Origin of the sequence: Flavobacterium coralii, from assembly GCF_019891545.1 — a bacterium.
Taxonomy (GTDB): Bacteria; Bacteroidota; Bacteroidia; order Flavobacteriales; family Flavobacteriaceae; genus Flavobacterium; species Flavobacterium coralii.
In genome coordinates, this window is sequence record NZ_JAHDIU010000001.1 from 65,471 (window position 1) to 85,223 (window position 19,753).

17 protein-coding genes are annotated in these 19,753 nt (G+C 40.5%); 7 read left to right on the plus strand and 10 right to left on the minus strand.

Annotation, left to right across the window (positions count from 1 at the left end):
- Window positions 1-10 precede the first annotated feature (10 nt).
- The gene (locus tag KJK34_RS00315) at window positions 11-739 is read right to left on the minus strand and encodes a DUF4197 domain-containing protein (RefSeq protein ID WP_223051850.1); all 729 of its coding nucleotides are present in this window, start codon (window positions 737-739) and stop codon (window positions 11-13) included.
- A gap of 293 nt (window positions 740-1,032) precedes the next feature.
- On the opposite strand from KJK34_RS00315, the gene KJK34_RS00320 reads away from it, so the two are divergent.
- The 5 genes from KJK34_RS00320 to KJK34_RS00340 all read left to right on the plus strand — a co-directional run bounded on the left by KJK34_RS00320 (window position 1,033) and on the right by KJK34_RS00340 (window position 6,953).
- Window positions 1,033-1,683 (plus strand): VOC family protein, encoded by a 651-nt coding sequence (locus KJK34_RS00320; RefSeq protein WP_223051851.1) that lies wholly within the window; start codon window positions 1,033-1,035, stop codon window positions 1,681-1,683.
- Between the two features lie 25 nt (window positions 1,684-1,708).
- On the plus strand, window positions 1,709-1,900 hold the full coding sequence (locus KJK34_RS00325) for a hypothetical protein (RefSeq protein WP_223051852.1): 192 nt from the start codon (window positions 1,709-1,711) through the stop codon (window positions 1,898-1,900).
- 92 nt (window positions 1,901-1,992) lie between these two features.
- Window positions 1,993-5,433 (plus strand): methylmalonyl-CoA mutase family protein, encoded by a 3,441-nt coding sequence (locus KJK34_RS00330; protein ID WP_223051853.1) that lies wholly within the window; start codon window positions 1,993-1,995, stop codon window positions 5,431-5,433.
- Between the two features lie 54 nt (window positions 5,434-5,487).
- Window positions 5,488-5,904 (plus strand): SRPBCC family protein, encoded by a 417-nt coding sequence (locus KJK34_RS00335; protein WP_223051854.1) that lies wholly within the window; start codon window positions 5,488-5,490, stop codon window positions 5,902-5,904.
- 86 nt (window positions 5,905-5,990) lie between these two features.
- Window positions 5,991-6,953 (plus strand): hypothetical protein, encoded by a 963-nt coding sequence (locus KJK34_RS00340; RefSeq protein ID WP_223051855.1) that lies wholly within the window; start codon window positions 5,991-5,993, stop codon window positions 6,951-6,953.
- 279 nt (window positions 6,954-7,232) lie between these two features.
- On the opposite strand, the gene KJK34_RS00345 is transcribed toward KJK34_RS00340, so the two are convergent.
- Entirely contained in the window at window positions 7,233-8,408 is a 1,176-nt protein-coding gene (locus KJK34_RS00345; RefSeq protein WP_223051856.1) for a hypothetical protein, read from the minus strand.
- Between the two features lie 144 nt (window positions 8,409-8,552).
- On the opposite strand from KJK34_RS00345, the gene KJK34_RS00350 reads away from it, so the two are divergent.
- Window positions 8,553-10,706 (plus strand): TonB-dependent receptor, encoded by a 2,154-nt coding sequence (locus KJK34_RS00350; protein ID WP_223051857.1) that lies wholly within the window; start codon window positions 8,553-8,555, stop codon window positions 10,704-10,706.
- A gap of 50 nt (window positions 10,707-10,756) precedes the next feature.
- Here KJK34_RS00350 and KJK34_RS00355 read toward each other — a convergent pair whose 3' ends face one another.
- Together KJK34_RS00355 and KJK34_RS00360 are read right to left on the minus strand one after the other, a co-directional pair.
- Window positions 10,757-11,947 (minus strand): pyridoxal phosphate-dependent aminotransferase, encoded by a 1,191-nt coding sequence (locus tag KJK34_RS00355; protein ID WP_223051858.1) that lies wholly within the window; start codon window positions 11,945-11,947, stop codon window positions 10,757-10,759.
- Window positions 11,948-12,104: 157 nt separating this feature from the next.
- Window positions 12,105-12,533: a DUF1573 domain-containing protein gene (locus KJK34_RS00360; RefSeq protein WP_223051859.1), complete on the minus strand. Its 429-nt coding sequence runs from the start codon at window positions 12,531-12,533 to the stop codon at window positions 12,105-12,107.
- A gap of 158 nt (window positions 12,534-12,691) precedes the next feature.
- Here KJK34_RS00360 and KJK34_RS00365 point away from each other — a divergent pair, with 158 nt between their 5' ends.
- A complete protein-coding gene (locus KJK34_RS00365) occupies window positions 12,692-15,325 on the plus strand; it encodes a valine--tRNA ligase (protein WP_223051860.1) in 2,634 nt (877 codons plus the stop codon).
- A gap of 72 nt (window positions 15,326-15,397) precedes the next feature.
- Here KJK34_RS00365 and KJK34_RS00370 read toward each other — a convergent pair whose 3' ends face one another.
- The 6 genes from KJK34_RS00370 to KJK34_RS00395 all read right to left on the minus strand — a co-directional run bounded on the left by KJK34_RS00370 (window position 15,398) and on the right by KJK34_RS00395 (window position 19,718).
- Window positions 15,398-16,480, minus strand: a complete 1,083-nt coding sequence (locus tag KJK34_RS00370) for an RHS repeat domain-containing protein (RefSeq protein WP_223051861.1) — start codon at window positions 16,478-16,480, stop codon at window positions 15,398-15,400.
- Between the two features lie 113 nt (window positions 16,481-16,593).
- Window positions 16,594-17,367 (minus strand): superoxide dismutase, encoded by a 774-nt coding sequence (locus KJK34_RS00375; protein ID WP_223051862.1) that lies wholly within the window; start codon window positions 17,365-17,367, stop codon window positions 16,594-16,596.
- A gap of 11 nt (window positions 17,368-17,378) precedes the next feature.
- The gene (locus tag KJK34_RS00380) at window positions 17,379-17,642 is read right to left on the minus strand and encodes an acyl-CoA-binding protein (RefSeq protein WP_223051863.1); all 264 of its coding nucleotides are present in this window, start codon (window positions 17,640-17,642) and stop codon (window positions 17,379-17,381) included.
- Between the two features lie 4 nt (window positions 17,643-17,646).
- Window positions 17,647-18,300, minus strand: coding sequence for a phosphatidylserine decarboxylase family protein (locus KJK34_RS00385; RefSeq protein WP_223051864.1), 654 nt, complete (start codon window positions 18,298-18,300; stop codon window positions 17,647-17,649).
- Window positions 18,290-19,114 carry a phosphatidate cytidylyltransferase gene (locus tag KJK34_RS00390; protein ID WP_223051865.1) on the minus strand — a complete coding sequence of 275 codons (825 nt, stop codon included), beginning with the start codon at window positions 19,112-19,114 and terminating at the stop codon, window positions 18,290-18,292. The genes KJK34_RS00385 and KJK34_RS00390 overlap by 11 nt, the downstream gene beginning before the upstream one ends.
- A gap of 1 nt (window position 19,115) precedes the next feature.
- A complete protein-coding gene (locus tag KJK34_RS00395) occupies window positions 19,116-19,718 on the minus strand; it encodes an LUD domain-containing protein (RefSeq protein ID WP_223051866.1) in 603 nt (200 codons plus the stop codon).
- Window positions 19,719-19,753 lie beyond the last annotated feature (35 nt).

Sequence of the window (19,753 nt, forward strand, 5' to 3'; positions counted from 1 at the left end):
AACGTTACGATTAATCCTGTAAAGCAAATACTTTTTTCAGTAAATCGGAAGAACGTGACGATAAATTTGTCCTAATATTTTTCTCTTCTACCGCTATCATGGTAAATACCCCATCAAGCGCTTTGTTGGTAACATAATCGGTAAGGTTAGGGTTTACTTTGCTAACCAGTGGCAGGCTATTGTATTTATCAATAATTTTTGCCCACACTGCATTTGCACCTACTTTGTCGAGCGACTGGCTCACAACCGGGCTGAATTTAGAATACAACGGGCTGGTGGTAGTTCGTTGCAGGTATTGCGTAGCCGAATTATCAGCGCCCATCAAAATATTCTTCGCATCAGTAAAGCTCATGTTCATAATGGCATTGGTAAATATGGGGGTAGCCTCTTTAACCGCATCTTCGGCTGCACGGTTCAATACTTTAATGCCTTCATCGGCAAGGCTTGCCATTCCCATTTTGCGGAGAGTTTTATCTACCTTTTGCAGTTCTTCAGGTAATAAAATTTTCACAGCCTCATTTTTATAAAACCCGTCAACTGCGGTTAATTTTTGTACTTGGTCATCAACGCCTTTTTTAAGTGCTTCTTTAAGTCCTGAGCCTATTTCTGCATTGCTTAGTGCAGAAGTTCCGGTAGAGGTATTCAGTTTTTCTTTTGCCTTGTTCAGTACATTCTTAAACTGGGCATTTGCACTTACAGCAACTAATATAGTCAGGATTAATACTAATGATCTTCTCATAGTTTTTATTTTTCTTAACAGAAACAAAAACTGTTCCAATAAGCTTTATCAATGTATCTATAAGAACAAGTGATTAATAAGTTAAATATAGCTGGTTTAGCTACACTACATTTGCTGTAGAAATCAGGATGGACAGCATAATAAGATAAGAATTTCATGTGTAAGTAAGGTTGGATTGTTTGGCTCCCGTATTAAAGCGGGGGCTTTTTTTTATATGTTATTTAACGCTGTAAGGACAGGTATAGCAATATAAATAAACTAACTTAGTAACAGCCATTTACAATCAGGCCCGTATGAAAATACTTGAACTTGAACTGCTGAGCGACAACCTTATCCAAACTGAAGCTTTCTACAGAAGGGTGCTGGGGCTGCAGCCTTACCTTAAGCAGGACAATCGCAGGCTGTATTATCAAATAGGCTTTACAAGGCTGATTTTTAGTAAATCAGAAGATGTTAAGCCTGTTTACCACTTTGCTATAGATGTTCCTAACAATCGGTTTACAGAAGCACTACAGGCAGTTAAGCCATTGGTGGACATATTACCGGTTCAGGGTAATGATGTAGCCGATTTTACAAATTGGGATGCCCGCTCTTTTTATTTTTACGATAATAACGGAAATATAGTAGAGCTGATAACCCGCTATGCCAGCCGCAGTTATGATAATGCCGCTTTTAGTGCTGCTTCTTATATCTCTATAAGCGAGATTGGGCTGGTAGCATCTAAAGTGCCTGCATTTGCCGATATACTGAATCTTAAGTTTGGCATTCCTGATTTTCACCGGCAGCCACGCGGCGGAAAATTTACAGTTTTAGGCGATGATGACGGTTTGTTCATAGTAGCCGAGAGCGGCAGGGAATGGTTTCCGGTACATGATAAGGCTCATACTTTTAGAACACGAGTGCTTTTTATGCAAGATGGTGCTCTACATCATTTTGTTAAGTAAGGTTTGTTTGTTATGTTTGTTTCTGATGAAAATCTTTAAACTCATAGTAATATTTATAGTTATTGCTGCAGCACTAACTGCCGTGCTGTATTATGCTGCCGGTTTTAATATAAGCGACTCTTTATTCATAGGTATATTTACCACATTGCTCTCTCAGGCAATACCCGATGTGCTAAAGTTGACAAAGCAAAATACCAGTGAAAAGAATAGGCAATAAACACTTGTCATATATATTTTTATCTGCTGCATCTGCTTTGAAATTTTTAATAATTCCGTAAATTGCGTGCTTAAAATTGAATATTATTCATAATGGAACAAGCACAGCCCTATACTCCTAAAAATAAAGTAAGAATAGTAACTGCCGCATCATTGTTTGACGGACACGATGCCGCCATAAACATAATGCGCCGAATTATACAGGCAACCGGTGTAGAGGTGATTCACCTGGGGCATGACCGCAGCGTGGAAGAAGTTGTAAATACCGCCATTCAGGAAGATGCCAATGCTATTGCCATGACCTCTTATCAGGGTGGGCATAATGAGTACTTCAAGTATATGCATGACCTGCTTAAAGAAAAAGGGGCAGGGCATATAAAAATATTTGGTGGCGGTGGCGGTGTTATCCTGCCGGACGAAATAAAAGAACTTCATGATTACGGAATTACGCGTATATATTCGCCTGACGACGGGCGCGAGCTTGGCCTTCAGGGCATGATAAACGACCTTGTACAAAAGGCAGACTATCCTGTTGGCGATTCGCTTAACGGAGAAGTTAATCATCTGGAAGAAAAGAACCCAACTGCTATTGCAAGGGTTATTTCGGCTGCGGAGAATTTTCCGGATGTAGCAAAAGAAACGCTTGATACTATCCATAAAAAAAATGAAACCACACATATTCCTGTATTAGGTATAACCGGTACAGGCGGTGCGGGTAAATCATCTTTAGTAGATGAGCTTGTACGCCGTTTCCTTATCGATTTTCCTGAAAAAACCATCGGCCTTATCTCGGTTGACCCGTCTAAACGCAAGACAGGTGGGGCACTGCTTGGCGACCGTATCAGGATGAATGCCATAAATAACCCGAGGGTATATATGCGTTCGCTGGCCACAAGGCAAAGCAACCTTGCCCTTAGTAAGTATGTTGCAGAGGCAATACAGGTGCTTAAAGCGGCTAAATATGACTTAATAATATTAGAAACTTCGGGTATCGGGCAAAGCGATACCGAGATATTAGACCATAGTGATGTATCACTATATGTAATGACACCGGAGTTTGGTGCTGCCACACAGTTGGAGAAAATCGATATGCTTGATTTTGCTGACCTTGTGGCAATTAATAAGTTTGACAAGCGGGGTTCGCTTGATGCACTTCGCGATGTGAAGAAGCAATACCAGCGCAACCACAACCTATGGGATGCCAACCCTGACGAACTGCCTGTGTTTGGTACCATTGCCTCGCAGTTTAACGACCCGGGCATGAACACGCTTTACAAGCGTATAATGGACAAAATAGTAGAAAAAACAGGTGCAGAACTGAAATCTACTTTTGAGATTACACGCGAAATGAGCGAGAAGATATTTGTGATACCGCCAAACCGCACGCGCTACCTTAGCGAAATTGCAGAGAACAACCGCAAGTATGATGAGGTGGCTGCCACGCAGCAGGAAGTGGCCCAAAAGCTGTATGGTATTTATAAGACCATAGAAACCGTATCGGGTAAAAAACCCGAAATAACTAAAGCCGGGATAGAGGAAACTTCTGTTAGCCTTACTGCTTCTGAAGGGGCAGACGGCAGGCAGGAATTGCTGTCGCTTTTACTGAAAGAGTTTGACCGTGTAAAGATGGATCTCGACCCGTATAACTGGGAAGTGATACTTACATGGGATGATAAAGTAAACAAATACAAGAATCCGGTATATTCATTTAAGGTACGAGATAAGGAAATAAAAATACAAACGCATACCGAGTCACTTTCTCACACGCAGATACCAAAGGTGGCATTGCCGAAGTATCAGGCATGGGGCGATATACTACGCTGGTGCCTTCAGGAAAATGTGCCGGGAGAGTTCCCATACACATCAGGGCTTTACCCTTTTAAAAGGGAAGGCGAAGACCCAACCCGTATGTTTGCCGGAGAAGGTGGTCCTGAACGTACCAACAGGCGTTTCCATTATGTTAGTTTGGGTATGCCTGCAAAGCGTTTGTCTACCGCGTTTGACAGTGTAACCCTTTATGGTAACGACCCTGATTACAGGCCGGATATTTACGGTAAAATAGGTAACGCAGGTGTATCTATCTGCTGCCTTGACGATGCCAAGAAGCTGTATTCAGGTTTCAACCTGGCCCACCCGATGACTTCGGTGAGTATGACTATTAACGGGCCTGCGCCTATGCTGCTTGGCTTCTTTATGAATGCGGCTATAGACCAGCAGTGTGAATTATACATCAAAGAAAACGGCCTTGAAAAAGAGGTTGAAGAAAAGATAAACAAAATATACGCCGATAAAGGCATGGAGCGCCCTAAGTATAACGGGCCGTTACCGCAGGGTAATGACGGGCTTGGGCTTATGCTGCTTGGCGTAACCGGAGACCAGGTACTGCCTGCCGATGTATATAACGAAATTAAGATACGCACACTAAGCCAGGTACGCGGTACCGTTCAGGCGGATATACTTAAAGAAGACCAGGCACAAAATACCTGTATCTTCTCTACCGAGTTTGCCTTGAGGCTTATGGGCGACGTTCAGGAGTACTTCATACAAAAGAATGTAAGGAACTTCTATTCGGTTTCTATATCAGGTTACCATATTGCCGAAGCAGGAGCCAACCCGATTACACAACTTGCCTTTACACTGGCTAACGGTTTTACGTATGTAGAGTACTACCTGAGCCGTGGCATGAATATTAACGACTTTGGGCCTAACCTGTCGTTCTTCTTCAGTAACGGTATAGATCCTGAATATGCGGTTATTGGCCGCGTGGCAAGGAGAATATGGGCTAAGGCGCTTAAAAATAAATATGGTGCTAACGAGCGTGCGCAGATGCTTAAATACCACATACAAACATCAGGGCGTTCACTGCACGCACAGGAAATCGACTTTAACGACATACGCACCACATTACAGGCATTGTATGCTATTTATGATAACTGTAACTCACTACATACCAATGCTTATGATGAAGCCATTACTACCCCGACAGAGGAAAGCGTACGCAGGGCAATGGCAATACAGCTAATCATCAACAAAGAGCTTGGGCTTGCCAAGAATGAAAACCCGATACAGGGTTCGTTTATAATAGAAGAGCTTACCGATTTGGTAGAGGAAGCTGTGCTTACTGAATTTGACCGCCTTACAGAGCGTGGGGGCGTGCTGGGCGCTATGGAAACGATGTACCAGCGCAGTAAAATACAGGAAGAAAGCCTGTATTATGAAACGCTGAAACACACAGGCGAATTCCCGATTATTGGTGTAAACACTTTCCTGAGCAGTAAAGGTTCGCCAACGGTTATCCCGGCAGAGGTTATACGTGCTACCGAAGAGGAAAAGCAGTTCCAGATAAAAACACTTGAAAACCTGCAAAAGGTGTATGCGGATGCGGTTAAAAATCAACTGGCTAACATTCAGGATGCTGCCATTCAAAACCAGAATATCTTTGAACAACTGATGGAGGCGACCAAAGTTTGCTCATTAGGGCAGATTACTTCAGCATTGTTTGAGGTAGGTGGGCAGTACAGGAGGAATATGTAATACTGATTGAAGATTAAAGGATTTAAAGATTGTTCAACTATTACAGATATAACTATGAATACTGAAAAAATTACTGTTACAGCCACGGTTGATGCTGATGCTGCCAAAGCATGGCAATTCTACACACAGCCGGAGCATATTACGCAATGGAATTTTGCTTCGGACGACTGGCAGTGCCCGTGGGCGGAAAATGATATGAAACCCGGCGGTAAATATATTGCCCGTATGGAAGCAAAAGACGGCAGTATGGGTTTTGATTTTGAAGCGGTTTATGATGAGGTGAATCCGGGTGAGTCGTTTACCTACACCATGCCCGATGGCAGGAGGGTAGATGTAACTTTTACTGCAAACAATAATAGTACTGATGTAACGATAGTTTTTGACCCTGAAAATATACACCCCGCAGATTTCCAGCAAGCGGGCTGGCAGGCCATACTCGATAATTATAAAAAGTACACCGAGAATAATTAATCAAAAAGCCTTTCCACGTCAGGAAAGGCTTTTTGATTTGAATTAAAAATTGTTTATTTGCTCCTTAAACATCAAACTAATTATCAATGAAAATTAAATTATTTCTTGCTTTTATAGCTTTCTCATTGTTGTCGTGCTCATCGGATGACAATGAATCTGTTAACTCTAATACTGATGATAATCCTCCGGTTGAAAAAGAACTTATTAAAATAGAAAGGCAATATTTTAGTGACCAATCAACTGAAGTTGATTATATTGAAGAACAAATATACGATAATGGACTTCTGAAAGAATTAAGAGCTTATCGTTTAAGTACAGGCAATGTACACAGGGAAGCATTTTATACTCATGATAGTGAAGGTAGACTTATTGAAGTACACTATGAATATATCTTCACAGATAGAACTGATTACCTACATCAGATTCTTGAGTATGATAATCAAGGCAGGCTTACGAGCATACAACATAATATTTCAAGTACAAGCCCACATACTTCTCAGGGAAGTATAGACTTTAACTATGATGTACCCAATCAGGTACTGAGATCTTCATTTCAAGTTGATTCTTTCGGGCAGACTACCATCAGTAACACTTTTTTCTTTCTTGACGCAGAAGGTAACGTTTATAAATCGGCAGGTACTTCCGAGAACTCTGACTACATAGAAGGAACTTATGAAAATGGAAACTTAACTCAAAGGAAAATCTTTGAATTCGATGAAAATATTGGTGATTATGTGATTACTCAAACAGCATTTTATACATATGATATGGAAACTGAAGTTAAAGGGGATTACATTAATGTAAACTTAAGCGATGGCGGTGTATATGATATTGGTTTAAACCAGTTTGGAGCATTTAAAGCAAATGAAAATTTATACTGGGAGAGATCGGTGTCATTAAGAAGAGCAAATTATCCACTGCAAATATCTGAAGGAGGAGGGGTTGTAAAAAGAGAATATGAATTTGATGACGATGGGTACCCTGTTATTGTTACTTATATAGGGACTAATAATATTCCATATAAAAGAGATATTATTACTTATGAATAATAACTAATCAAAAAGCCTTTCCTGACGTGGAAAGGCTTTTCTCTTAAAACACATACCCCAACAGGTAGTATAGTATTATAAATGCTATAATGGTGCCAACACACCCCAGGCCCAGTTTGCGGGCGCCCCAGCCGGCAAGTAATGCTTTTAATAAACTTTTCATTGTAGGTTTAGTTTTTTATTAAAAGTAGCAACAACCCGCCATAGTGCATACAACATTAACTTTTAATAAACAAAGCCTTCCGTTAAGAAGGCTTTGTTGTAAATAATCCTGTTTGGCTATAAAAACTTGTACCCTAAGATAAGCCCGAATGTTTCATATTCTGAAGCCCAGTACTGGTACCTGTTCAGTAATCCCCTGCTGAAATCGTAGCGTATCTCGGCGCTCAGGTTACCTGTGGCGTAGCCTGCTCCTGCGGCAAAGTGGCTTGTTTTTTCAATGTCCAGTTTGTTGAGGTTGTATTTAATTGCGGCATCGCCCACCACAAAATCAAAAGACATCATGGCATTTACAAATATCTTCGAATCGTTGGTTATATAAAAGTAATGGCGTGCACCAACGGGCAATGATACAGAATTATACTCGGCGGAATAGCTGGTAGCACCATTATTTCCGTCAGCCGAATACGTACTGTAATACGGGTCTATAAACAATGACCATTTGTTATTGTTAAACGGCAGGATATATTCCATTTCGGCACCTATCCTGAAAACGGCTTTACTCTCAAAATCCATAGCATAATTATTTACAACATTTTCTGTAGTTAACATTGCAAGGCCTGCCCCGGCTTTTATCTTAAGGTTTACACTGTCCTTGTTTTGCTTTGCAGTAAGGTTTTTGCTGTCGGCATCGCCGTTATACTCTACAAAAAGATCTACAAGCGGAGCTTTTTTATATTGCAGTCTCTCAAACGTATTGGTAGAAGTTATTTTATCTTTCATCAGGTTGTAGAGTTGCTGTTTATAGGTACTGTTTTTCATTATTACACCATTTACAACATATTCTTTGTGCAGCAGTTGTTCGGCGGTTTCATGGTTCCCTGTGCTGAAGAAGTATTTAATCATGTTGCCGTCTTCATACTTATACAGGGTTGCATTACCTTCAACCAGCACATTCAGGAAAATAGTTTCCTCTTTCCATTGTGCTTCCGCTGTGCGGTCTAGCTTATTCACATCGCTTGCAGAACGTTCCATTTTGGTTGTAAACCTCCTGAATTTGTATGCATTATCTACACTAAATTCTTTCACGGTCTTTATATCGGCAATAACAGGCTGTTCATTCTCGCTCATCTTAAACTGAAATTCAGTTGGGGAATTTTTCCAGGCTATATTCAGTATAAGACAATCTATACGGTTACCGCTGTTAGTAATGTAGTAGCCCGGCTGGTAAGTGTTTTGTGCAGTAGCAATAGCGGCAATGCTGACTGTAAACAGTAGCATGATGAGTTTTTTCATTGGTTGGTTTTAACGGTTTGTCGGCTAAAATAGCCATTTTCTTCAATATAACAGTTCATCCCTTTCATTTAACAGTTCGGTACTATTTATTATTAAAGCTGTGTCTGCCTGTGCAAATTTGCAGTATCAAAACCAACCGACAGAATGAAAACTCTATTTACAATTTTACTGGCATTAACGGCAACATTAGCAGGTGCTCAAACAACAATAAGCGGAAGCGTAACTGATGAAAAAGGCAATCCTGTAATTGCTGCAAACATTTACCTGCAGGGTACATATGATGGTGCCCTTACAGCAGAAGACGGTACTTTTTCTTTTAAAACAACAGCAACAGGAGAGAAAATATTGGTAGTATCCTATCTTTCTTATGAAGAAATCCAACAGCCAATAACAGTAGAACAATATAAGCCACAAACATTTAAGCTGCGCGAAAATGTAAACACTCTTGATGCGGTTGTAATATCAGCAGGTACTTTTCAGGCGGGCGATAATACCAAAGCAACAGTTTTAAAACCGCTCGATATTGTTACAACGGCAGGTAGCGCAGGCGATATAATCGCGGCACTGCAAACACTACCCGGCACGCAGGCGGTAGGCGAAAGCGGAAGGCTTTTTGTACGTGGCGGCGAGGCCGACGAAACACAAACGTTTGTTGATGGCATAAGGGTAGCCCAGCCTTATGGTGCGGCGGCTGCTAATATACCGACACGCGGCAGGTTTTCGCCTTTTCTTTTTAAGGGTATGACATTTTCTACAGGAGGCTATTCGGCAGAGTATGGAGAAGCGCTGTCAAGTGTTTTATTGCTGAATACAATAGATGAACCGGTACAGGAGCAAACCGACATTTCTTTAATGACTGTTGGCCTTGGCCTTGGCAATACCCAAAAATGGGAAAAAAGTTCACTTACCTTTAATACTGCCTACATCAACTTAGAACCCTATCAGTGGCTTGTGCCGCAAGATGTAAGCTGGAATAAGCCTTACCAGTCGTTATCGGGTGAAACGGTTTACAGGTACCAGCTTAAAAACGGTTTGTTTAAAGCCTATGCCGCTTTTGACAGTGCCGATTTCAGCATTAACCAGGAAAGTATAAACGCGACAGTACCTGTAAGAACAGGTATTGATAATAACAACCTGTATGTTAATACATCCTATAATGGCGTTCTACCTAATATGTGGACAATACACACGGGGCTTTCTTACGGTTACAGCAACAATAAAATAGGAATTGATGTTAATGATGTAAATAATGATGAACACAGCAGCCATATAAAGCTAAAGTTTAAAAAGACTGTAACCAACAGGTTTAAACTTACGTTTGGCGCCGACTATTTTCTGACTGATTTTGATGAAAAGTACAAAGAACCTACAGGTTTCAGCTTTAAAAGCGGTTATACGAATAACATAGCTGCCACTTATGCCGAAACAGATATTTTCTTTTCTAAAAAGTTTGCGCTTAAAGCAGGTTTAAGAAGCTCATATTCGCAAATTCCTGATGAGGTATCAGTAGAGCCACGTGCGGCACTTGCTTATAAAACAGGTAAAAATGGACAATTTTCTTTGGCGTATGGCGATTTTTACCAAACTCCGCGTCAGGACTACCTAAAGTATGCCCAAAACCTGAATTATGAAAAGACAAAGCACTATATTTTGAATTATATGTATAGTCCCGACGGTTATACACTCAGGGCAGAAGCATATTATAAAGATTACGGAAACCTTGTAAAGTTTGATACCAACGCACCACAGTATAATTCGGTATTTAGTAACAGTGGTGACGGTTACGCCAAAGGGATCGACCTTTTTTGGCGCGATAATAAGTCGGTTAAGAATTTAGAGTATTGGGTGTCATACTCATATATAGACAGCGAGCGTGATTACAGGAACTACGAATATTCTGTAACGCCATCTTATATTGCAAAGCATAATTTTTCTGTAGTTACAAAATATTGGGTTAACAGCCTTCGTTCGCAATTGGGTGTTACCTATATGTATAACTCCGGAAGGCCTTATGATAACCCTAACGAAGATGCTTTTATGAATGGAAAGACTACTGCATACCATAACCTTAGCCTTAGCTGGGCATGGCTGGTTAGCCAGCAGAAAATTGTTTACTTTTCTGTTTCTAATATAACAGGCAACCAAAACATATTTGGCTATGAATATGCCAATGCGCCCGGTACAGACGGAACATTCGCAAGGCAGGCAATCACGCAGCCGGCTGACAGGTTCTTTTTTGTTGGCTTCTTTTGGACAATAAGTGATAACAAGCAAACTAACCAGTTAGATAACCTGTAATCAATAAAAAAGCCCCTGATATGGGGCTTTTACTATGGTGGTCATTTTTATTAGCTGTTGTACTGCTTCAAAGCTTCTTTTAAAATGGTGATAGAACGTTTAAGATCTTCTTTATTCAGCACATAAGCAATACGGATTTCATCCATACCTACATTAGGGGAAGAGTAAAAACCTGCCGCCGGGGCAACCATTACGGTTTCGCCCTCAAGTTCAAAACTTTCAAGCAGCCATTGTGCAAATTTATCGGCATCATCAACAGGCAGTTTGGCAATACAGTAAAAAGCACCTTTTGGTGTGGCAACCTTAACACCTTCAATTTCGGTAAGGCCTGCAACAAGCGTGTCGCGCCTGTCTTTATATTCTTTTATAACTTCGTCAAAATAGTCCTGCGGGGTGTCAAGTGCGGCTTCACTGGCTATCTGTGCAAGCGTTGGCGGGCTAAGGCGCGCCTGTGCAAACTTCATGGCAGCAGCCATAACAGCCTTGTTTTTAGAAACAATACAGCCTATCCTGGCACCGCACATACTGTAGCGTTTAGAAACAGAGTCTATCATTATAGCGTGCTCCTCTATGCCCGGCACATTCATTACCGAGTAATGCTGGTCGCCATCATAGGTAAATTCGCGGTACACCTCATCAGCAATCAGGAAAAGGTCATGCTTTTTAACCAGTTCTGCAAGTTGCTGTATTTCTTCCTCAGTATATAAGTAACCAGTAGGGTTACCGGGGTTGCATATAAGTATCGCTTTTGTTTTTGCAGTAATCAGTTTTTCAAAATCGGCTACAGGAGGCAGTGCAAAACCTTCCTCTATGGTAGATATTACCGGAACAACCTTTACGCCCGAAGCTACCGAAAAGCCATTGTAATTGGCATAAAAAGGCTCAGGTATGATTATCTCATCGCCTGCATCCATTGTGCTGCCTAAAGCAAACAGCAGTGCCTCAGAGCCGCCTGTGGTTATTATAATATCAGCCTTGTTAACCTGAACATTGCTTTTCTGGTAATAAGCCGCCAGTTTTTCCCTGTAGCTGTCAAACCCTGCCGAGTGGCTGTACTCCAGTATTTCAGGAATATTATCTTTTACGGCTTCCAGTGCGGCATGGGGCGTTTTAATATCAGGCTGCCCTATGTTAAGGTGATATACTTTTACTCCTTTTTGCTTGGCTGCTTCCGAGAAGGGAACCAATTTCCTTATAGGCGATTCAGGCATTTGCTGCCCTTTTAATGATACTTTAGGCATTGAAATAAATATTTACATATGTGTTGGGCAAATTTCTGATATTTTTTACATATTTTATAATTTTTACACCCTCAAATTCTGTAAAAGACAATGTTTTATTGTTATAAAAAATGCCCCTGCTTTGCAGGGGCATGAGTATTTGTAAAGTTATACCGTTTTATTGATTAGGTATAGCTTTTTTCTTTTCGAGTATATTGACATTTTCGGGGGCAATAACTTCCCCTTTAATTTTTACAGCCACCATGCCATTTTCTACGTTTACCGCATTTGTCATTATGGTAATGGTTTTACGGATTGGCCCCGGGTTCATGTTATATTTTATCTCAATCTTATCACTCTTGCCCGGCATTATTGGCTCTGTCGGTTTAGAAGGTACCGTACAGCCGCAGGTAGATTTTACATCTTTAACGATAAGAGGTTCATTACCCGTATTGGTAAACTCAAACGTGCGGATGCCGCTGTCTTCACCTTTATATACCGTACCAAAATCTACAGTATCAGATTTAAACTCAATTTTTGGCCCGTTCTGGGCATAGCCTGCCGCACTGATAAGTACTGCGGCTACTAAACCTAAAAATTTTTTCATTTTCTAATTTTTAATGTTCACCGTAAAAATAGCTAAGTTAATTTAAAGGGCAAATAATGCGCCCTGTTTTTTTTAAATTATACTTATATGGTTACTTTTGCATACAATTTTACAAAAATTAAACCAATTTTTGCAATACTTTATATACTAAATAAATTATGACTATACCTTCTCAATTTGACGCCAAAGCGGCAGAGCAGAAATGGTACGATTACTGGATGGAGAATAATTATTTCCATTCGGTGCCCGACAGCAGAAAGCCTTATACAATAGTAATACCGCCGCCAAACGTAACAGGGGTACTGCACATGGGGCATATGCTTAACAACACCATTCAGGATGTATTGATAAGGCGCGCGCGCCTTAAAGGCTTTAATGCCTGCTGGGTGCCGGGTACCGACCATGCATCTATTGCTACTGAAGCCAAAGTGGTAGACAAACTGAAGAAAGAAGGAATAAATAAAAATGACCTTACACGCGAAGAATTTTTAAAGCATGCTTGGGAGTGGACTGACAAATATGGCGGCGTAATACTGGACCAGCTTAAAAAGCTGGGCGCATCATGCGACTGGCAGCGCACCAAGTTTACTATGGATGATGATATGACCGCTTCGGTTATAAAATCGTTTGTAGACTTGTATAACAAAGGGCTTATATACCGCGGTTACCGCATGGTTAACTGGGACCCTGAAGCTAAAACTACCCTTAGCGATGAAGAGGTAAACTATGAAGAAAGACAGGGTAAACTGTATCATATAAGATATCAGGTAGAAGGAAATGAAGAATATATAACTATTGCCACCACACGCCCTGAAACAATATTAGGTGATACTGCTATTTGCATTAACCCTAATGATGAGCGTTACACCCATTTAAAAGGCAAAAAAGCTATTGTACCTATAGCCAATCGCATCATACCCGTAATTTTTGACGAGTATGTAGATATGGAGTTTGGTACAGGCTGCTTAAAAGTTACACCAGCACACGATGTTAATGATAAAGAACTTGGCGACAGGCACAACCTTGAAATTATAGATATTTTTAATGAAGATGCCACGCTTAACAGTTACGGCCTTCATTATGAAGGTAAAGACCGTTTTGAGGTTCGTGATGCCATAGCCAAAGAACTTGAAGAAAAAGGTTTCCTTGTTAAGACAGAAGTACATGTAAATAAAGTAGGTACCAGCGAAAGGACAAAGGCGGTAATAGAGCCGAGGCTTAGCGACCAATGGTTCCTTAAGATGGAAGGATTGGCAAAGCCTGCCATAAAAGCAGTACTGGAGAGTGATGAGGTAAAGCTGTACCCAAGCCGTTTTAATAACACGTATCGCCACTGGATGGAAAACATCCGCGACTGGAACATATCGCGCCAGCTATGGTGGGGGCAGCAGATACCGGCTTATTATTTTGGTGATGGCAAAGAAGATTTTGTAGTTGCCGAAACAAAAGAAAAGGCGCTTGAACTTGCTAAAGCCAAAACAGGTAATAGCTCACTTACTGCCGATAGCCTTAAACAAGACCCGGATGCGCTTGATACATGGTTTTCTTCATGGTTATGGCCTATGGCTGTTTTTGGTGGGATACTCAATCCTGAAAATGAAGAATTTAAATATTATTATCCTACCAATGATCTTGTTACAGGCCCGGATATATTATTTTTCTGGGTGGCAAGGATGATTGTTGCCGGATATGAATATACTGGCGAAAAGCCTTTCAGTAATGTGTACCTTACCGGCCTTGTTCGCGACAAGCAGCGCAGGAAAATGTCGAAGTCCTTGGGCAATTCGCCTGACCCGCTTGACCTGATAGAAAAGTTTGGTGCGGACGGAGTTCGCACAGGCTTATTGTTAAGCGCCTCTGCAGGAAATGACATTATGTTTGATGAAGAGCTTTGCAGCCAGGGGCGTGCTTTTGCAAATAAAATCTGGAATGCCTTCAGGCTTATAAAAGGGTGGGAGGTAAGTGATGCCATACCGCAACCTGAACACAGTAAAATGGCTATTGAATGGTACGAGGCCAAATTGCAGAAAACACTGGCAGAGATAGAAGACCACTTTGAAAAATACCGTATATCTGATGCTTTAATGGCTATTTACAAACTGGTATGGGATGATTTCTGCTCATGGTTCCTGGAGATGATCAAGCCGGGTTACCAGCAGCCTGTAGATAAGGCAACTTATGAAAAAGCCATTGAGATGCTGGAAAGTAACCTGAAGCTGCTGCATCCGTTTATGCCATTCCTAACTGAGGAGATATGGCAGTACATAACTGAAAGAAGTGCTGATGAAGCCCTTATTATTGCAAAATGGCCGGAGCTTAAAAGTTTTGATGAAAAAATCATTAGTGAGTTTGAAACAGCTTCAGAAGTTATATCTAACATAAGGTCGATAAGAAAAGACAAGAACATACCGTTTAAAGACGCAATAGCGCTTAAGGTTGTTAATAATGAAAATACTGCTGCTACATTTGACAGCATTATCAGCAAACTGGGTAACATTAGCAGCCTTGATTATGTAACAGAGGCCGTTAGCGGTGCTCTTGCCTTCAGGGTGGGCAGCAACGAATACTTTATACCTGTTGCCGGTGCCGTAAACGTTGAGGAAGAAATAGCCAAGCTAACAGCAGAGCTTGAGTATAACAAAGGTTTCCTTAAATCGGTTCAGGCTAAGCTTAGCAATGAGAAGTTTGTTAGTAGTGCTCCTGAAAAAGTAGTAGCTATGGAAAGACAGAAAGAAGCTGATGCCCTTGCCAAAATTGCAACTATAGAGCAAAGCCTGCTAAGCCTTAAATAAGTTTGGTACTTACTATGGATATAAATAAAAAGGCTGCCTTTATTAGGGCAGCCTTTCTTTTTGTGTTACTATTTAGTAATAGGTTATTTCCCTTTTTTCAATAAACTGAGGTTTCTCGTTTATGAAAATGATCTTTTCGGTCCAGTTACCTTTTTCATCATACTTAAAAACATACTTCCTGCTGTCAATCTGGTTTCCTGCACCATCTGTAATAATTGTTTCCCCAAGGCTGCCTTTGTCATCATAATTATAACTCATTTTCAGCGCAGGCTCACCATTTTTAACCACAGCAAAAGTCTGTTTATTGCCTTTGTCATCATAGGTATATACTTCCTGTGTTTCTGATTTGTCAAAATTATCATAAGAGGTTTTTGTCAGTAAGTTGCCATTTTTATCATAAACTGATTTCTCAGAATACTCCACCTCACCATCTTTATTGGTAACTTCTTTAAGGGCAAGTTTATCACCATCATACTCATAGCGGGTGGTGTATAATATATTACCGTCCTTATCATATCGCTTTTCAGCTTTTTTGCGGTTTTTGTTATCATACTGGTACGCATTTTTCACCTGTATGTACTCTGTACCCAAATAGAGATTTTCAACTAGCAGGTTACCTTTCTTGTCATATTCATAGGTAATCCTGTCTATGGGGTTGTCAACCTGGTTGTAAGAAGTTTTTTCTGCAAGCATCCCTTTTTCATAGCGCATTACCTTTCGGTCAATCTGGCTGTTATCAGGGTTTCTCCTTGCAATCTGCGTATTATGTGTTCCTGTTTCATCCCAGGCAAACTCTGTTTTAATACCGGGTGCATTATTAACAAACTGAATAATTTCAGTTTTGTGTTCACGCCCGTTGTATTTTATTTGTTCAAAAGGTCCGCCTGAAGAGTTGGTTTTTTTCTCTAAAACAAGCATACCTTCTTCATTAAAGTGCAGTTCTTTATTGTGCTCTGCCGGATTTTCATGCCTTGTCTGGCCCGGTTCCATCTTTACATTAAGCACCTCATTAGAGGTATGCTTTACAGTTTTTACTTCGCCTTTAAGCTCATAAAAATCCCAGTCAGTAGGCTTGTTTTCGGTTTTTGCTTTTTCCTCGTCATTACAGGAAACCAAAAGCAGCACAAGCGCTGCATATATAAATGAATATTTCATCTTAAATAATAGTTAAGATATCAAAAGTCTGTAATTTTTTTTAAAAAGACAACGGTATATAAAAGAAAATCCGCCCCTTGCGAGGCGGATTGTTCCATTATAGGTATCAATTATTATTTGGCAACTGCAGCATCATATTTTTTTCCTACAGCATCCCAGTTTATAACATTGTAAAAAGCTTCTATATAATCAGGCCTCTTGTTCTGGTAGTTAAGGTAGTAAGCATGTTCCCATACATCAAGTCCTAATATAGGTTTACCTGATACCGCAGCTCCGGGCATTAGCGGGTTATCCTGATTTGGCGTGTTGGTAACCATCAGCTTATCGTCTTTGCCTACAACAAGCCATGCCCAGCCTGAACCGAATTGTTTTGAAGCAGCATCAGAGAATTGCTTTTTAAATTCATCATAAGAGCCAAGATCTTTTTTAATAGCTTCTGCAAGCGCACCTTTTGGTTCTCCGCCGCCGTTAGGGCCCATTATCTCCCAGAAAAGTGTGTGGTTGTAATATCCGCCGCCATTGTTCCTTACGTCCTTGTTATTCATGTCAAGGTTCATAAGTATTTCTTCTATGGTTTTGGTTTCCATATCTGTACCCTTAATAGCAGCATTAAGTTTATTGGTATAGCCAAGATAATGTTTAGAGTAATGTACTTCCATTGTTTTGGCATCAATATTTGGCTCCAGTGCATCATATGCATAAGGCAGTTTTGCAAGGTTAAAGGCGCCCTCATCGGCTTTTACGTCATCAGGGTTACCTACTTTCGGGGCTTCTTCTTCCTGAGGCTCCGGTACTGCCACAACCTCCTTTAGCTCTTCTTTGTCTTTGCATGACTGCAATGCCGAAAGCACTACAAGTGCAGAAAGGAATACTTTTACTTTTTTCATACTTGGATTTTTTATTTGATTACTGAATTTATAGTTTCAATATACAACTTTTTTGCTTCATCTGCCGAAAGATGCCGCACCTGCATCCATGCATTCATTTTAAAACCGTCCCGAAGGTCTGCTGCCTGAAAATACCTTAGCTGTTCGGCATTCTGCGTTGCCTGTTTATAATAGGCATATATACGCAGCATAACATCAGGCGGCAATGCTTCTTTTACATTAGAGGCTTTTTCATAAGCCTCCTGAAAAAGGGTATCTAAATCCTTTTCAGGCATAGTATTATGCTTTTGTTGCAATTATTGTTTTACCTCCAATAGCTTTATCGTTCAGCTTTACATTAATTTCGGTGCCCAGCGGCAGGAAAATATCTACCCTCGAACCAAATTTAATAAAACCGGCATCGGTACCCTGAACTACCTGCATGCCTTCTTTCGCATAGTTAACAATGCGCCTTGCAAGCGCTCCTGCAATTTGCCTGTATAGTATTTCGCCAAACAGTTTAGTTTCTATAACTATTGTGGTACGCTCGTTTTCTTCACTTGCTTTAGGGTGCCATGCCACCAGGTATTTACCCGGGTGGTACTTACTGAATTTAATAAGCCCGCTTGCGGCATAGCGTGTTACATGCACATTAATAGGCGACATGAATATTGATACCTGAAGCCTCTTTTCCTTAAAATACTCCGGTTCATAAACTTCTTCTATTACAACTACCTTTCCGTCAACAGGCGCTATAACATAATGGTCTGAAACCTGAACGGCACGTTTTGGGTTCCTGAAGAACTGTAATACCAGCACAAGGAATATCAGCGCAAAAACCTGAATACCCTTTACTATCCAGTAGTTATCTAAAAATTTATCTGCCAGTATTACTACTGCCAGGCACAGTGCCATGGATACAAGGATTATCCTTCCGCCTTCTTTATGAAACATAGTGTATAATTTGATAGTACAAAAATAAGAAAGGTATTGCAAATATTATACTGTCCAGCCTGTCAAGTATGCCACCATGCCCCGGCATAATGTTGCCGCTGTCCTTAACACCTGCCAAGCGCTTAAACCTCGACTCTACAAGATCGCCCAAAGTTCCGAAAATAACAACTATAATACCTGTAGCTATCCAGTGGGGTAGGCCAAATATTTTTAAGTATATACTTAATATTACGGCACCTGCTATGGTAAAAACCATACCCCCGGCAAAGCCTTCTACGGTCTTTTTAGGGGAAATACGTTCAAAGAGCTTGTGTTTGCCAAAACTTTTACCCGTTATATAAGCAAAGGTATCGTTTATCCAGATAAGGATAAAGATACTTATGATAAAATCAGGAACAAAAATAAAGCCTCCCGCACATTTGGTAAGGTAGGGCAGGCGCATTATAAGCAGGAAAGGTAAAATTATATATCCTATTACTTTTACTAATTTAAGTGTGCGGGTAAGTGCGCGTGGCGGCCTCTTATTAAATAGCTGGTAAAGGAGTATGCTGTTTACAATTACAGAAATTGAGATAAATATATTTGTGAGCAGCTCCCTGTAATCTTCGGCATAAATAAATAAAGCCAGTAAAGCTAAGGCAATTATATAAGGGAGAACAGGTTTGTAGTTAACAAGGCGGCAAAATTCGGTAATGGCAATCAGCATAAAAAAAGCAAAAAGCAACACGAAGGTTACCTCAGAAAAAAAAGTAGCGCTAACAAGCACTAAAATATATACGATGCCCGAAAGCGCCCTTACGATGCTTTCTTTCATGTTAAAGGTCTTCTAAAAGCAGCAGATAAAGGTTTTTAGGTGCACTGCCATATTGCAGGAAATCTTCTTCTTTTGCTTTTTCGAAATATTTTATAGTGGTAATATTGGTTGGGTATTCTTTGTCGTATTTCTTTTTAATAACTCTCAAGCCGTCACTCTTGTTTGATACAATCTGGCTTGTAGTGGCAAAAATAACAATGTTGGCAGGCAGGTCATTTGGCTTGTTTTGCTTTATCTGGTTAGATGATAACAGTACAGAGCCTTCATCTGCAACAAGGTTTTCGCAACCGGCAAGTAAAAATTTAGGGTTTGATGGTTTATCGTGCATCAGCCTGTTTTCATCCAGAAGGCTGTAGAGCTTTGGCTCAAAGCAAAGTGCCTCGCACTCAAACCAGTCATTTTCTTCGAGTATATTTAAAAACTGCTCATGAACCTCTGGCAGGTTTTCGCAATAAAGGAATTTTCCGCCGTTTTTCCTGAAATTCTGGGTAAACAGCTCATCGGCAGGCAATTGCTCATCCGGAAGAAAAGGGCTTGTTTCCTGGTTCTTCTCCTCATTATTTACATCACTTGCGCCACCAAAGATTTTTTTAAAAAGACTCATATAAAATTAATTCCCTTAGTTTATCCAGAAGTAAC

Coding starts and splice junctions, on each gene's coding strand:
- KJK34_RS00390 (WP_223051865.1), bottom strand. CDS start 19,114: ATGAAAGAAAGCATCGTAAGGGCGCTTTCGGGCATCGTATATATTTTA.
- KJK34_RS00355 (WP_223051858.1), bottom strand. CDS start 11,947: ATGCCTAAAGTATCATTAAAAGGGCAGCAAATGCCTGAATCGCCTATA.
- KJK34_RS00395 (WP_223051866.1), bottom strand. CDS start 19,718: ATGAGTCTTTTTAAAAAAATCTTTGGTGGCGCAAGTGATGTAAATAAT.
- KJK34_RS00360 (WP_223051859.1), bottom strand. CDS start 12,533: ATGAAAAAATTTTTAGGTTTAGTAGCCGCAGTACTTATCAGTGCGGCA.
- KJK34_RS00325 (WP_223051852.1), top strand. CDS start 1,709: ATGAAAATCTTTAAACTCATAGTAATATTTATAGTTATTGCTGCAGCA.
- KJK34_RS00315 (WP_223051850.1), bottom strand. CDS start 739: ATGAGAAGATCATTAGTATTAATCCTGACTATATTAGTTGCTGTAAGT.
- KJK34_RS00385 (WP_223051864.1), bottom strand. CDS start 18,300: ATGTTTCATAAAGAAGGCGGAAGGATAATCCTTGTATCCATGGCACTG.
- KJK34_RS00345 (WP_223051856.1), bottom strand. CDS start 8,408: ATGAAAAAACTCATCATGCTACTGTTTACAGTCAGCATTGCCGCTATT.
- KJK34_RS00330 (WP_223051853.1), top strand. CDS start 1,993: ATGGAACAAGCACAGCCCTATACTCCTAAAAATAAAGTAAGAATAGTA.
- KJK34_RS00350 (WP_223051857.1), top strand. CDS start 8,553: ATGAAAACTCTATTTACAATTTTACTGGCATTAACGGCAACATTAGCA.
- KJK34_RS00365 (WP_223051860.1), top strand. CDS start 12,692: ATGACTATACCTTCTCAATTTGACGCCAAAGCGGCAGAGCAGAAATGG.
- KJK34_RS00320 (WP_223051851.1), top strand. CDS start 1,033: ATGAAAATACTTGAACTTGAACTGCTGAGCGACAACCTTATCCAAACT.
- KJK34_RS00335 (WP_223051854.1), top strand. CDS start 5,488: ATGAATACTGAAAAAATTACTGTTACAGCCACGGTTGATGCTGATGCT.
- KJK34_RS00380 (WP_223051863.1), bottom strand. CDS start 17,642: ATGCCTGAAAAGGATTTAGATACCCTTTTTCAGGAGGCTTATGAAAAA.
- KJK34_RS00340 (WP_223051855.1), top strand. CDS start 5,991: ATGAAAATTAAATTATTTCTTGCTTTTATAGCTTTCTCATTGTTGTCG.
- KJK34_RS00375 (WP_223051862.1), bottom strand. CDS start 17,367: ATGAAAAAAGTAAAAGTATTCCTTTCTGCACTTGTAGTGCTTTCGGCA.
- KJK34_RS00370 (WP_223051861.1), bottom strand. CDS start 16,480: ATGAAATATTCATTTATATATGCAGCGCTTGTGCTGCTTTTGGTTTCC.